The 15,148-nt window shown below is 38.4% G+C and carries 12 protein-coding genes; 10 read left to right on the forward strand and 2 right to left on the reverse strand.

The genetic code is table 11. The annotated features are described in order from the left end of the window. The first annotated feature begins 136 nt into the window (after positions 1-136). Entirely contained in the window at positions 137-829 is a 693-nt protein-coding gene (locus IW510_RS08970; RefSeq protein WP_202058763.1) for a hydrolase, read from the forward strand. A gap of 90 nt (positions 830-919) precedes the next feature. Here the strand turns inward: IW510_RS08970 and IW510_RS08975 are convergent, their stop codons facing one another. After that, entirely contained in the window at positions 920-1,942 is a 1,023-nt protein-coding gene (locus tag IW510_RS08975) for a 2-hydroxyacid dehydrogenase (protein ID WP_202058765.1), read from the reverse strand. 31 nt (positions 1,943-1,973) lie between these two features. Continuing rightward, positions 1,974-3,029 carry an AEC family transporter gene (locus IW510_RS08980; RefSeq protein WP_202058767.1) on the reverse strand — a complete coding sequence of 352 codons (1,056 nt, stop codon included), beginning with the start codon at positions 3,027-3,029 and terminating at the stop codon, positions 1,974-1,976. 307 nt (positions 3,030-3,336) lie between these two features. On the opposite strand from IW510_RS08980, the gene rlmD reads away from it, so the two are divergent. The 9 genes from rlmD (at position 3,337) to IW510_RS09025 (ending at position 15,061) form a co-directional block, all read left to right on the forward strand. Then, positions 3,337-4,707, forward strand: a complete 1,371-nt coding sequence (rlmD, locus tag IW510_RS08985; RefSeq protein ID WP_202058769.1) for a 23S rRNA (uracil(1939)-C(5))-methyltransferase RlmD — start codon at positions 3,337-3,339, stop codon at positions 4,705-4,707. 103 nt (positions 4,708-4,810) lie between these two features. Then, positions 4,811-6,535 carry a serine/threonine-protein kinase gene (locus IW510_RS08990; RefSeq protein ID WP_202058771.1) on the forward strand — a complete coding sequence of 575 codons (1,725 nt, stop codon included), beginning with the start codon at positions 4,811-4,813 and terminating at the stop codon, positions 6,533-6,535. Positions 6,536-6,693: 158 nt separating this feature from the next. Continuing rightward, the gene (locus tag IW510_RS08995) at positions 6,694-6,909 is read left to right on the forward strand and encodes a hypothetical protein (RefSeq protein WP_202058986.1); all 216 of its coding nucleotides are present in this window, start codon (positions 6,694-6,696) and stop codon (positions 6,907-6,909) included. A 236-nt stretch (positions 6,910-7,145) separates the two neighbouring features. Beyond that, positions 7,146-8,465 (forward strand): DUF262 domain-containing protein, encoded by a 1,320-nt coding sequence (locus IW510_RS09000; RefSeq protein WP_202058773.1) that lies wholly within the window; start codon positions 7,146-7,148, stop codon positions 8,463-8,465. Between the two features lie 37 nt (positions 8,466-8,502). Then, positions 8,503-9,483, forward strand: a complete 981-nt coding sequence (locus IW510_RS09005; RefSeq protein ID WP_202058775.1) for a DUF3696 domain-containing protein — start codon at positions 8,503-8,505, stop codon at positions 9,481-9,483. Continuing rightward, positions 9,480-10,319 carry a hypothetical protein gene (locus tag IW510_RS09010; RefSeq protein WP_202058777.1) on the forward strand — a complete coding sequence of 280 codons (840 nt, stop codon included), beginning with the start codon at positions 9,480-9,482 and terminating at the stop codon, positions 10,317-10,319. The genes IW510_RS09005 and IW510_RS09010 overlap by 4 nt, the downstream gene beginning before the upstream one ends. 566 nt (positions 10,320-10,885) lie before the next feature. After that, the gene (locus IW510_RS09015) at positions 10,886-11,392 is read left to right on the forward strand and encodes an NADH-quinone oxidoreductase subunit NuoE family protein (protein WP_202058779.1); all 507 of its coding nucleotides are present in this window, start codon (positions 10,886-10,888) and stop codon (positions 11,390-11,392) included. Between the two features lie 33 nt (positions 11,393-11,425). Further along, complete coding sequence (gene nuoF / locus IW510_RS09020; protein WP_202058781.1) at positions 11,426-13,297, forward strand: NADH-quinone oxidoreductase subunit NuoF; 1,872 nt, start codon at positions 11,426-11,428, stop codon at positions 13,295-13,297. Positions 13,298-13,309: 12 nt separating this feature from the next. Beyond that, positions 13,310-15,061: an NADH-dependent [FeFe] hydrogenase, group A6 gene (locus IW510_RS09025; protein WP_202058783.1), complete on the forward strand. Its 1,752-nt coding sequence runs from the start codon at positions 13,310-13,312 to the stop codon at positions 15,059-15,061. Positions 15,062-15,148: the final 87 nt, after the last annotated feature.

The following is a 15,148-nucleotide window of genomic DNA, read 5'->3' on the forward strand; positions in this document are numbered from 1 at the left end:
CACATTCCAAAAACGTCCAAAAAATCTAATTCGCTGGACGTTTCTTTTTTTGTCTCTTTCTCTTTCCCTTCTAAACGATTGAAAAGGACAAATCTATACTTTTTTAGTATGATTGAGTGGAAAAGGAGGGAACACGATGGACAAAGCCCAAAAGTATATTCCTGAGCTGTCTTCAGAGCTAAGACAGAGTATTATCAAGATGCCGAAAGCTATTCGTGAAGCGAGTGGAATTAGTATTTATGGCAAACGAATCAAGAGTATCATTTACACGATGGATGTGGCAGTAATTGCCAACAATGATGCTGATGCGATTTTGGCTGTTTATCCTTGGACACCGAATACGCGAATTTTATCAGCTGTTTCTCAGGTTTCTCAAGCACCAATATTTGCAGGGATTGGTGGAGGATTGACCTCGGGGAATCGTTCTGCTCGTTTAGGTACATTTGCGGAGGAGCAAGGGGCTTATGGGGTCGTGTTGAACGGACCGGCGGATATACATACTATCGAAGTTGTGAATGAATCGGTAGATATCCCTATCATTTATACGGTTGTTAATGACAAACGAGACATAGCAAAGCTGATTGAATCAGGTGTTGATATTTTCAATGTTGCCGGTGGAAAGGATACGGTCAAGCTGGTACGTTGGATTCGAGAGCAATTCCCGGAATTCCCGATTATCGCATCAGGTGGTAAGACGGAAGAACAGATTAAAGAAACCATTGATGCGGGAGCGAATGCCATTACCTATACAACCTATGGCAAGACGGAGACCTACTTCCAAGAGAAAATGGAGCAATACCGAGAACAGATGATTGAAGAGGAGAGCTGATTGTTTAGCGATTAACGCTCGACTAAAAAAGTTATAAAACAAAAAAGAGCGAATCAGTTTTTACACTGACTCGTTCTTTTTGGATTCTATTTAAACAGCCTGACTTACCTTTGGCAACTCCAACTCATTAACAGATGTTCCCGATGTTAGGGTATCATTGAAGTTTTCAAAGCTTGTCGTAATCATATTGCTTAGTGCTTCGTCTGTGTTTGAGCCAATATGCGGTGTTACCAAGACTCTAGGATAAAGATCAATCAATCGTTGAACCGTTCCATCTGGTAATGCTTGCCATGGTTGGAAGGCCTTGAAAAACAGGTCTTTTTCATTGGCAAATACGTCTGTTCCAAAGCCGGCAAGATGATTACTTTCCAGCGCATTCAAGATGGCTTCATTGTCCTGCAGTTCACCACGTGCAGTATTGATAAGGATAGCACCGGGTTTCATTTTCGCAAGGAATTCCGCGTTAATCATTTGATCGTTTTCACCTGGAATAAACGGCACGTGAAGGCTGACAATATCACTTTCAGCAAGCAGCTCGTCCAGCTCTTTAAATGCCAAGACTTCTTTTGCGGCATCAGATTGATAGATATCATAGCCGATGACCTTTGCACCTAAGCCTTTGAATAGGTTGGCTTCTGTTAAACCAATTTTTCCTGTACCGATAACACCAACGGTACAGTTGCGTACTTCTTTACTGAACATTTCTTCATCAACGATAAAGTTTTTGTAGGATGTTCGCATGGTTGTATAGGCTGTGTGGCGCAGCAGCATCATTGCTAAAGTCAGTGACAGCTCAGCGATGGCATTCGGAGAATAAGAAGGAACGCGTGCAACCTTCATCTCGTATTTTGCCGCAGCATCCAAATCAATATGATTAAATCCTACAGTACGAGTAAATACATATTTGATGCCATATTCATTGAACTTGTCGATGTTTTGACTGTCGGCTACGCAATTCCCTCTTAGGAGAACAGCATCGTGTCCTTTAGCAGTCTCAATATTGTCATGTGTAAGCAATCCCTCGATTAAAGTAAGCTCATAGTTGTAAACATTTAACTGATTGAAAAATGATACTTCATTTGGTCTGACGCCGTAACAGGCTATTTTAAACATGGTAGATCCTCCTTAAGTGAATGTTTATTTCTTAAAACATGCCGATATTTTTAATAACTTCCAGAACGATAATCCAAATTGGTGTCATGGCGACTGCCACAACAGTGGAGAGTAAGGAAGCGTTAGAAGCTAAAACAGCATCCTTGTCAAAGCTGATAGCATAAGCTGCTGCAACAGTTGCAGTTGGTGCGGCCATCATGATGACGATTGTTGCCAATGATTCGAAGTTAACCGGCAGGATGTTTGTCGCTGTAAGTAAAGCAAGACAAACGATGTTGACAGCTGGAACAAAAATGATTTTTACTAAGCTGTAATACCATGAAGTCTTATCTGCAGCAGCTTTCTTGAAGCTGACTTCACCTAATGTAGCTCCGATAGATAGCCAAGCAAGAGGTGATGAAAGACCAGCTAAATATTCCATTGGTTTGAACAGCCATACTGCTGTTTGATCGATTCTTAAGAAAGCAACCTGTGTTGTTCCGCCCTCAGCAAGCGGCACGGTCATTTGTGGTAAGTAGCCTTGGAAAATCCAAATCAGCAAACCAGCAAAGGTTGCGATAATAATCGGATTCATGAACATTGTTTTGATATTTTTCAGTTCCATTTTTAGACCACTCATTTTGATGTAGCCGTAAGAATATAGGAAGATACGGTAGCCGATGTTAAAAATAGAAGAATACATAACGCCGACAGAGCCGTAGATGGCGCTGACGATTGGTGTTCCAAAGAACGTCGTAGAGCCGAAAATTGTCAGGACACGCAGTGTATCCTGTTTGTCTCCTTTGTAGCTAAGGAAAAATGGTTTAGAGATAAAGATAAGTAAGACGTAGATAACCAATCCCCAAATCAGTACGTTAATTCCTTGCTTTAGCAAATCCGGATTAATGTCTTGCATAAATGCTTTGAAGGCTAGAGCCGGCAAGGCAACGGTCAGAACAACCTTTGAAAGAATTTTTCCGACTTGGTCATTGAAGATTCCTTTTTTGCGGCATAGGAAGCCCAGCATGATGATAAATACGGTGGATGTGATAGAGCTGACAATGCTCATATCCGTGAGTGTTGTTTTGAAAATGTCTAAAATGTTCATAATTCAATAAGTCCCCAATCTTGTATGATATTTCACAATATGATGCGTATAGAAATAATTGAAGTACATTTCTATAAGATAAATAGTAAAGTCTTAATGTGAATAAATGAACAATTGGAAACTAAACTAACTTATGTAATTAAAGTAAGCGGGGATAATGTCAGGTAGGTTTGACTTAAGTTTGGAAATGATAAATATTTTGTAGAAAAAGCTGAGTTTTCGAAAGTATGGAAAAAACATGAGAGTTGGTTGCTTTTACAGGGTTTTTTCATTAGAATGGAACAAGTGAGAAAAGAAGGGACGACTTATGAAAACATATCCTGTTAAGAAAAATGAAACGATTGAATTAGACATTATTGATTTGACGCATGAAGGTTTAGGGGTAGGCAAAGTAGACGGCTATCCTCTATTTATAGAAAACAGTTTGCCGGGAGAAAAAGTGAAGGTGCTTGTTCTTAAGGTAGGGAACAAATTTGGTTACGGAAAAGTATTAGAACGATTGACTGACAGCCCCGATCGTGTGGAGCTGACGGATGAAAGCTTGTTGAGAACAGGGATTGCTCCCTTACAGCACATGACTTACGAGGCACAGCTGCTGTTCAAGCAGAAGCAAGTAGAAAATGTTTTGAATAAGATTAGCAAAATGCCTGATGTGCCGGTGTTACCAAGTGTTGGCATGGCAAATCCCGTTGGGTACCGAAACAAAGCCCAGATTCCTGTTCGTAAAGTAAATCGTGAATTAGAGACTGGGTTCTACCGCAAGAACAGTCATGATTTAGTACCAATTACCGATTTTTATATTCAAGACCCTGCAATCGATCAGGCAGTTATGACGATTCGTGATATTATGAGACGTTTCAGTGTGAAACCGTATGATGAAGAAGCGCATACTGGAAATCTGCGACAAATCATTATTCGCAGAGGTCACTACTCTCATCAAATGATGGTTGTGCTTGTGACAAGAACAGAAAAACTTTTTAAGCATGAGCAAATTGTTGAAGTGATTTTGAAGGAATTGCCGGAGGTTGTTTCAATTATTCATAACATCAACCCGGATAAAACCAATGTGATTTTAGGAAAAGAGTCCCGAGTGTTGTATGGTCAGAACTATATTGAAGATCAGCTGCTGGGTAAGACCTATCGAATTTCCGCGCCATCCTTCTATCAGGTGAACACAGAGCAAACGGAATATTTATATCAAACTGCAATGGATTTTGCCGGACTGACTAAGGACGACATCGTAATTGATGCATACTGTGGGATTGGTACGATTGGTTTATCGTTGGCAGACCGTGTGAAGCATGTTTACGGAGTTGAAATTGTGAAGGATGCCATTGAAGATGCAAGAATCAATGCTTTCCATAATGAAATCGACAATGTAACCTTCAAGGCAGGGGCAGCAGAAAGTGTTATGACACAATGGAAAGACTCCGGTATCAATCCGACTGTATTAGTGGTTGATCCGCCAAGAAAAGGGTTAACGCCATCGTTTATCGAAACGTCTATGGAAATGGCACCGGAACGAATTGTTTATATCTCCTGCAATCCTGCAACATTGGCAAGAGATTTGAAGCTGTATGGTGAACAGTATGAAGTGAAGAAGATTCAGCCAGTGGATTTATTCCCTCAAACAGCCCACGTGGAAGCTGTTGCGTTGTTACAAAAGCGCTATAGCTAGTTTAACCATTTCTTCATTTTATATACACTATTGTAGAAAATTTTCAATCTAAATAAGTTCAATATTTGTTATGGATGAAAAATGGTTTAAGGTAGGAGATATTATGTCAAAATATAAAGGTAAATCTATAGAAAATGGTGGTCGAACTTATACATTTATTCAACTTCTGAAAAATGGTGGAAATGGAATTGTATGGGAAGCTGAATGTTGTAATGAGCAATATGCTATTAAGATTCTTAAACGATTTAGCAAAGAAAATAAGAAGAGATTTTTGAATGAAACAAGATTTTGTAAAGAAAATTCTCATGAAAACCTTATAAACGTATATGGTTTTGGCAAGTTCAATGATGAACTTTATTACATCATGCCTTTATACAATGAAACGTTTAGAGAGGTTATAGAAATCGAAACCAATTATTTGAAATATTTTAATTTTATACTTCAAATAGGAGAAGGTCTAAGATATATTCATGATAGAGGTGTGATTCATAGAGATATTAAACCTGAAAATATCTTAGTAAAAGAAGAAAAATTAGTATTAACAGACTTAGGGATTGCACATTTTGAAGGTGCAAATATTACTCAACCAAATGATCGTCTAGCGAACAAGTCTTATGCTGCTCCTGAGCAAAGAAAGGACGGTTACGCAAAAGAAATCAGTAAGGCTGTAGATATTTATGCATTGGGATGTATTATTAATGAGCTATTTACAAAAGAAAATCCTTTAGGTACAAATTTTATTGAGATTGCTGATATGTATCCATGGCTTGGCGACTTAGATAGATTAGTTGAGCAATGTATGAGACAAAATCCTTCAGAGCGGCCAACTATAGAAGAAGTTATTCTAGAAATAAAGTGTATAGAGAGAGGCATTCAACAAGATGCTACAAATATTCGAGATTTTATTAAGCATGATTTTGAATTGGAAAAAATAGAACTGAATTCAGTTGCTTCTGAAAGATTTTTTTATAGAGCTTCCGAAGATATTTTAGCTGCAAAGTATATATTTGAAAACGTACATTATGAAGATATAAACAAATATTATAATCATAACTATAATTGCGACATTCACTATAGAATTGATGAAGAGTTGAAAAAACTCTATTTTGATATGTTACTATTCGAAAAATGTAAGGATAAATTCTATTATGAGAGCAATGTGTACAAAAATGGAAGCTATTATACACCTTTGGATTTAACTTCTGATGATGACAGAAAGATATATGAAGAGTTTAAGCATTTGATGGAGATGCATGGATATATTAATGGAGGGACATTAAAAATGTTCTCTTCGTGCTGTAATTATCATTGTGAAGAAATAATAAATAACATATCCTATATAAACAAGATAGTTAGTGATTTAGATGATGCACCCATTCTATATATTGTAATGAAGCTAAAAGAGGTTTTTGAAAGAAATCAAAGATCTATAAAAGAAATCGAATTTGAGAGTAACATTTTAGTAAATTGGAAATTGACAGTTAGAGACTTAGATAGCAGCTATGGGACTGTCAAAACATCTTTAAAATTGGATTTTAATAATCAAAGAGAAATAGACATCCTAGATAAGTTTAAAGAAATTTGGAATATTGTTTACAAAAAGAGCGACGAAAAATATATCGTTAGATTTCAAGATAAAAACTCTTATAGTGAGTTTAAAAAATTCTCTTTACAACTTTCAAAACCATATAACATTTTTGAAGGCGATGTACTTAGTTTAGTTAAAATTCAAAGATTCTATGATGAAATTATCGAGCTAAAGCCGTTAGATTCTTTTGATATTACTAATGTTTTAGCTAAAATCTTAGGATTAAGAAATGATTATTAAGTAGTTAATATGTAGACCTACATTATGTTTCCACGTGGAAGCTGTTGCGTTGTTAGTGAAGAAATAAGATAGGCTTTACGAGAACACTGATAACCACTGTTTAAGGAATTAGGCGTTCCTGTCTTCCTGCTATCAACAAGCAGAAGGAGGGAATGCCTTTGCCTTTGAACAGAAATATTTCAGGTGTTGAATGGAAGAGCTGTTTATATGAAAAAGTAGTAGTAAAGGTGGTGGCAGAAATGAATAAAAAAGACAAAGAAAAAATGCTGGAGCTAATTAAAAAGAAACAGGGCGGCGGCCGTTCTGAAAAAATGGAAACACCAAAGAATGATCGTACCAACATGCGTAAAGGACCGAAGATTTTTAATAAGTAATCATGTAGAAGCTCAGTGAGAGTAGATTATCTCACTGGGCTTTTTTGTCAGTAATAGTTGGTTGAGTATATTTTAAGTAATCAATCTGCTTGCAGAAGAACCTCGTGAGAATCCCTATGAAATAGTAAATAAGCTAGGGAAATATAGCGAATAAAAAGCTTGTGCTTGATAGTTGGTAAGCTATAATGGATGTAGTAATTGATTTCATTCATACTTGATGATGAGGAGATAATACTATGGAAGAATTGGAACACGTTAGTTTTACAGATAATATATTGCGATATACTTCGTTGGAGAAGGAAGAAATAGCAATTAAGCTAAATGATGAAAGTGACTTTTACTCTGAGCTGCAAAAATATCTGTTGTCAGCGGATGAACGAAAAATGCTTTCTGAAAGATTTTCCGTATTCTATACTGAAGCTCAAAAAGGAATTAGTGATGGTGTTGAGAATACAGACGATAGCACTCCTTCAGCTGGAAGTAAGCATAATTATTCTCCGGAAGATGTGGATTACACAGAAAGTTCTTTTCAATTAATCACATTATATAATTATATGACTGGCTATGATGGAGAAGAAGAGCCTACAATTGATATGAGCCCTGATTTTCAAAGAAACTTTGTTTGGAATGATGTGCAAAAAAGTTTATTGATTGAGTCTATTCTACTGAATATTCCAATTCCGGCTATTTATCTCAATATGACAGATGATAAGGTTTATATACCGGCCGATGGGTTACAACGGTTAAACACAATAAGAGAATTCATGTCGGGGAGACTGGCGCTAAAGGGATTGGAATATTTAACCGAGCTTGAAGGATGTCATTTTAAAGAGGATAAAGAGAAGCAGCATGTCAAAGCTCTTCCCCGTAAGCAATACCGCCATTTTCGGGACTATTCAATGACAGCTTTTGTCATAAATAGTCGAACACCTGATGCTGTTAAGCTAGATATCTTTAAACGCCTGAATACGACAGGAACACAGCTGAATGCACAGGAGATTCGCAACTCAGTTACGACAAAGCGGATTAGGCAGTTTTACAAATTAATCGAAGAGAATGAAGATTTCAAGTATTTGATTTCTGATAATGTAAATACAAATAGGTTTATCCATCATGAAATGATTCTTCGGTATTTTGGCAGTTATTTTTGGCAAGTAACGTCAGAGCTAGAGTATGAGGGACGAATGAATGATTTTCTGGATCAGGTTTTACACTATTTAACGAATAGGGTTGATGATGAGCGATTGGAACAGCTGGTTGATAAATATCTATACATTTTGAGAAAGGCACGCCAGCTTTTTGGCAATCAAAGCTTCAGAAAGCCGCCTCTCAAGAGAAGAAGCTCAATCAATACCTTGCTTTATAGCCAAGTCTTGATTAGTATAGAAAACTTTGAGGTGGACTTCAGCTTGCAAGAAGGCTACCTTGTAGAAGACTTTTTTGATTATTTACGTCAAGACCAAGAACTGATTTTAGCAATTTCCAGCAGTACAAACAATCTTAAAAATATTAATTTAGCTAAACAAAGTCTTAGAGATTTTTTTGAAGGCATCTAGGTTTAGCAAACTACCATAGGGGATGGGAGACGATAAAATGATAAAAACTATTACTATTCAGGATTTTAAATGTTATCGAAACTTACAGCTGGAGTGTAAAAAAATAAATTTGATTACGGGGATAAATTCCTCTGGTAAATCAACCATTATTCAGTCTTTATTGTTGTTCGCCAACCAAGAGAAGAGTGGGGATTATGACCTTCGAAATAACCCCTATGGCTTAGACTTTGTCAGCTTTGAAAATATTATAAATAAAAATAATGATGATGCAGAAAAAATTGTTATCGAAATCAATGATGTCAAACGAGAGTTTAAAGAGAAAATCAATGAAAGAAGTCAACAGTCATTTTCTAATATGGCAGTTGTTAATCCAATCGAAGAAGAGCTGCGTGTTCTATATGTAAGTGCTGATCGAGAGATAAGTGCCACTCAAACAGAAAGTCAAATAGTTGATTGTTATTTGCCGTCAAAGAAGAACCAACATATCGGACATTTTTTGCATATCGATGATGCTATTGTTAACAACGATGTGATGGAAAATTTAACCGGCTATTTGAAAGATATTGGTTTAATAAAAAACAAAATCGAAGTAAAAACCGGACTAAATTATTATTCCATTCGTATTGATGGGATTGAAATTGCTCATGTTGGTATGGGGATAAGGTACGTCTTACCAATTCTGCTAACTTGTTTAACCAATAAAGATACAGTCATTTGTATTGAAAATCCGGAAATTCATCTTCACCCAAAAGCACAGGTAAATCTGTTGCTGAGCCTTTTCAACATTTGTGAGAAAAACAATAATCAATTATTCATTGAGACGCATAGTGACCATGTTTTGAATGCTTTTCGTGTGTATGTGAAAGAGCATGCTGAACAGGCGGATGAAAGTAAAATTTTCTTTGTAGATAGTGATGCTGATGTAAAAAGCATAGCAATAAGTGAGCAGGGAAAACTGGCTAATAATTATCCTGATTTCTTTGATGAATTGCAAAAACAATTGGTGAAGCTGATATGAGTGCTGAAAAATACTATTTGTTATTAAACAGTGAGTCTTTTTATTGCGACGAGAAACCATTGTCTACTGAAGCGATAAAGGAACTGAGTCAACTGACTGAAACAGAAGAATTTAAGTATGATTTAGGGTATCAATTGGCTTACGATTCTGAGCAATTCTGGCAAATGGAGATAAATGAAAGTGGTTGTTTATCAGATGTTCTAGATTATGATGAAGTAAATATTCTTTATCTCATATTGAGCAATGCAGCCTCGATTGACAATGAGAAAAAGAAACTGATGGATTGTCTGGATTTATGCGGTACCAGAGGGTATTATGGATTGCTCAGTCTGGGACACGATTTGAAATGGCAAGTTGCTGTTCTTGAGGATGTGAAGAACATTTACGATGAAGAATCATCTAAGACACACTCTTTGGAATACAGACAAATGTTATTGAAAGATAGGCTCTACGATAAGGAGCTGTTTACGACCAAATTAGCTGTTACCTCTACTTCTTGCCCTGTAAAAAATATTCATTTCCACGATCAATTCTTTTCCGAGTTTAATAAAGTATCCTCTGAGGTTCAAAAATTTGCATTGCAAAAACTTTTTTTTGTTATTGGTGGAACAGATTTAGATGAATTATCAGATAGGACATATCATTCTGACGACAATATTAAGGATGACAAAGACAAGTCTAATGAGAGAAAGGTCTATTTTTCAAAAGTACCCAAAAAAATATATAGACATCATAAATCGGGCGGCTACTCCTTCTATATGGAGAAAGAGGGGAAGGACGTCTATGTAGGTAAATTAACAAAGCATCTATCGACTAAAAAGTATAAGAAAAGATAATTGAATAAGCAACCAAATTTAAGAGATAGCCCACTATTCTATTTATTTCAATAGTGTTTTTTTTTGTTTGCTGATTCCGGTCTGTTCAACAGCTCTTTTTCTGAAAAATATTCTATTCAAACCTGAAAACCAGCAGTCGCTATTTACTATTGAAAAAATCAAAAGTCGTGCAAATTTTTCTTTCTTTTGCCCGTTTTCACAAAGTTCTTCGCTATAAAAGCTTATTGAGAAAAGTTCTCAGTGCTTTTAGTGAATTAATTGTATATTTTTTCACAATTGGACTTTGGTTTTTGATATAATTAAGCTGTCTGAAATGAAAGCGTTATCTATGTATGGAAGCTATTAAGGAAGTAGAGGACTAGTAATGATTCCTGTGTTTAGACTATGAACAAGGGCTAGTCATTCAAAGCTCGCCACTGCTTCTGAGCTGTTACTTTTATTTACTGCTTGTGGCAATAAAAGGTAGAGCTGACAGTTTTCTATGCATAGAGTCCGTAAAGGGATTTATAAAATAAAAAATAGTATCAATCGATTAAAAATAATCGAAGAAAGGAGAGGAACAATCAATGAGTGTAAGTGTAAAAGAAGTTTTTGAATTTATCGAAACAGAAAGTCAGCATGAAGAGTTCGAAGTCAGTCTGAACAATTTGGATGGGCAGGAAGGGGCCCAAATGCCGGCTTTACAAGAAGCCCAGCGGATTTACAGCTATTTGCCAATTGAGATATTGGAACGGATTTCGGAGCGATTAGATATCCCGCTGGAGCAGCTGTATAGTACTGCCACGTTTTATTCACAATTTTCATTTGTACCCAAAGGCGAGTATACAATCAGTGTTTGTCTTGGTACCGCCTGTTATGTAAAGGGTGCAGGCAATATTTTAGATTCGTATGAAACGGAACTGAAAATTAAAGCTGGAGAAACTACCCCTGATCGAAAATTTACGTTAGAGTCCTGTCGCTGTATTGGTGCTTGCGGATTAGCACCTGTTCTGACCGTTAATGAAGAAGTTTACGGCCGTCTCACTCAGAAAAAAGGAGATAAGGTTCTCGTCTCTTACCTGAAGAAAGCTTAGTCAGTCGCTTAGGTATTTAACAGGAGAAAATCTATGGAAAATTGGAGTCAATTAAACGAGCTTAGAGAAGCCTATCGTGACAGGATTAATATTCGTCTTGATGAAGGCGGCGAATCTCAGTATGAGAAAGAGATTATGGTCTGCGCAGGTACCGGGTGCTTGTCTTCAAAGAGTCAGGAGTTTATCACAGCATTAGAGGGAGAGCTGGAAAAAAATGGGATTCGTGAGACAATCAACATCGTCTCTACCGGCTGCTTTGGGCTGTGTGCGCAAGGTCCTATTGTGATTATCTATCCGGAAGGTACCTTTTATCGACAGGTCCAGCCGAAGGATGCCAAAAAAATTGTTGCCAAGCATATTATGAAAGGCGAAGTCGTTGAAAAGCTGTTGTATCACGACCACGAGTCAAAAGAGATTATCAACAAGCTGCTGGACACTCCCTTTTATCAAAAACAGGAACGGGTCGCATTGCGTAATTGCGGACGAATCGATCCGGAAAAAATTGAAGAGTATATTGCCTTTGACGGCTATCAGGCATTAGCGAAGGTATTGAATGTTTACTCACGGGACGATGTGTTAGCGACGTTAAAGACATCCGGCTTACGTGGTCGCGGCGGTGCAGGCTTCCCAACCTTTATGAAGTGGAGCTTTGCGAAGGAAAGCCCTTCAGACCAAAAATATGTTATCTGTAATGCAGATGAGGGAGATCCCGGAGCTTTTATGGATCGCTCTGTCTTAGAAGGAGATCCTCATGCAATCATTGAAGCTATGACGATTGCCGGATATACAATAGGCGCAAGCCAAGGCTATGTCTATGTACGTGCGGAGTACCCGACTGCTGTTAAGCGGCTGCAAATTGCCATTGACCAAGCACGGGAAACAGGATTTCTAGGAGAGAATATTCTCGGTACGGACTTTAGCTTTGATTTAGATTTACGTTTGGGTTCAGGAGCATTCGTTTGTGGTGAAGAAACAGCGCTTTTAGAAAGTATTGAAGGAAAACGTGGAGAGCCGCGTCCTCGTCCGCCATTTCCAGCAGTCAAAGGGCTTTTTGGCAAACCTACAATTGTTAATAATGTGGAAACCTTGGCGAATATCCCGCAAATCATCGTAAAGGGTTCTGAATGGTTTGCTTCGATGGGGACAGAGAAATCTAAAGGAACAAAAGTCTTTGCCTTAGGTGGGAAAATTCAAAATACAGGGTTGGTTGAGATTCCGATGGGGACGACATTGCGGGAAATCGTTGAGGATATTGGCGGCGGTATTCCAGATGGGAAGAAATTTAAAGCCGCTCAAACGGGTGGTCCTTCCGGTGGCTGTATTCCTCCTGAGCATTACGATGTAGCAATCGACTATGACAATTTAACTGCAATTGGTTCAATGATGGGATCAGGCGGATTGATTGTAATGGATGAACAGAACTGTATGGTGGATATTGCGAAATTCTTCTTGGAGTTTACTGTAGAAGAAAGCTGCGGCAAGTGTGTGCCTTGTCGAATTGGAACGAAGCGTTTGCTGGAGATTTTGGAAAAAATCACAATGGGCAAAGCGACGCTAGAGGATTTAGACAAGATGGAGGAGCTTTGCCATCATATCAGTGAAAATTCGCTGTGTGGTTTAGGTCAAACGGCACCGAATCCTGTATTGTCCACCTATCATTACTTTAAAGAGGAGTATCTGGCACATGTTTTGGAACATCGTTGTCCAGCAGGTGTCTGTAAGAATTTGATTCAATATACGATTGATCCGGAAAATTGTACTGGTTGTACGGCCTGTGCTAAAACGTGTCCGGTTTCGGCAATTCATGGCGAGGTTAAAAAAGTACATGAAATTGATCAGGCAGTGTGCATCAAATGTGGCTTATGTATTGATACTTGTCGCTTCAAAGCGATTAATGTGGGTTAGGAGGTGGAACCTGTGAAAGAAATTACGATTACAATTAATGGTAAAACATGCAGTGCTCCTGAAGGGTCCACGATCTTAGAAGCGGCACGCCATAATAATATTGATATTCCAACACTATGTTTCTTAAAAGAGATTAATGAAATCGGCGCTTGTCGGATGTGTGTGGTTGAGGTAGAAGGTGCTAGGAGTTTAGCTACATCCTGTGTATATCCTATTCGTGAAGGAATGAAAATTGTCACAAATTCCGAAAAGGTTTTTCAATCACGGAAGATTAACTTGGAGCTGATTTTGTCTACACATGAACGGAAATGCTTATCTTGTATTCGCAATGGTAATTGTGAGCTGCAGAAGCTCTGCAAAGATTTCAATGTAGATGATGAAGATTATTACAATGGAGAAAACTACGAGTACGCCTTCGATGACAGCACCGTGCACATGTACCGAAACAACAATAAATGTATCTTGTGCAAACGCTGTGTAGCTGCTTGTTCGAAGATACAAGCGATTGGGGTTATTGGTTCCAATGAACGCGGCTTTAAGACACACATCGGCTGTGCCTTTGAGCAGAATCTAGGTGAAGTATCCTGTATCTCTTGTGGACAGTGTATCGTTGCTTGTCCGACAGGGGCAATTGCAGAAAAAGATCAGACGAAAGAAGTCTGGGAAGCACTGGAAGATCCTTCGAAATATGTCGTTGTACAGACTGCCCCGTCTATCCGTGTAACATTAGGAGAAGCCTTCAATATGCCAATTGGTACAAATGTTGAAGGAAAGATGGTAGCGGCCCTGCGGCGAATTGGCTTTGACAAGGTGTTTGACACGAATGTGGCAGCTGATTTCACGATCATGGAAGAAGCCGCTGAGTTTTTAGACCGAGTAGCAAATGATGGACCGTTTCCTTTATTTACCTCCTGCTCTCCGGGCTGGGTGAAGTATTGTGAATCGTATCATCCGGAGCTGATACCGAATCTTTCCAGCTGTAAATCACCACAGCAGATGTTTGGGGCATTAGTAAAAACTTGGTATGCGGAGAAAATGGGCATTGATCCAAAGGATATTTTTGTTGTAGGGATTATGCCATGTACGGCTAAAAAATTTGAAGTAACAAGGGAAGATGAAGATGCAGCTGGCTATTCTGATGTAGATGTAGCGCTGACTACCAGGGAGCTGGCTCGAATGATTGATAAAGCAGGGATTCGTTTCCCTGAGCTGGAGGACGAAGCCTTTGACAATCCTTTAGGAGAAGCAACAGGCGCCGGCTATATCTTTGGGGCAACAGGTGGTGTCATGGAGGCAGCTTTGCGAACAGCAGTGGAAACCTTATCCGGTGAAGAGCTGAAGGCGTTAGATTTCGCTGAGGTTCGAGGCATGGCTGGCATCAAGGAAGCAACCTATGAAGTAAACGGCACGGAAGTGCGAGTTGCCGTAGCTTCTGGAATTGGCAATGCGAAGCGACTTATCAAAAAGATTCAAAACAATGAAGCTTTTTACCATTTTGTGGAAATTATGGGTTGTCCCGGCGGCTGTATCAATGGCGGTGGTCAACCTGTTCAACCGGCATCGGTACGAAACTTTATTGATTTGAAAGCGAAACGTGCTGCGGCTCTTTATGTGGAAGATTCAGCCAGAAAGCTGAGGAAATCAAATGACAGTCCGATTGTTCAGCATTTGTATAAAGAATTTTTAGAGCAGCCAGGTAGTGAAAAGGCACATCACTTACTTCACACCTCGTATAAGGATCGTTCCGTTGTTCAACATTCGTAAGAAGCCGCAACAGCTAGGAAAATGCCTGAGGAGCATTGACGGGAGCTAGCAAAAAGACGTGAGATGAATAGTAAAGAAATTACTCAT

The sequence above is a fragment of the Enterococcus sp. BWR-S5 genome (genome assembly GCF_016745255.1).
GTDB lineage: Bacteria > Bacillota > Bacilli > Lactobacillales > Enterococcaceae > Enterococcus_L.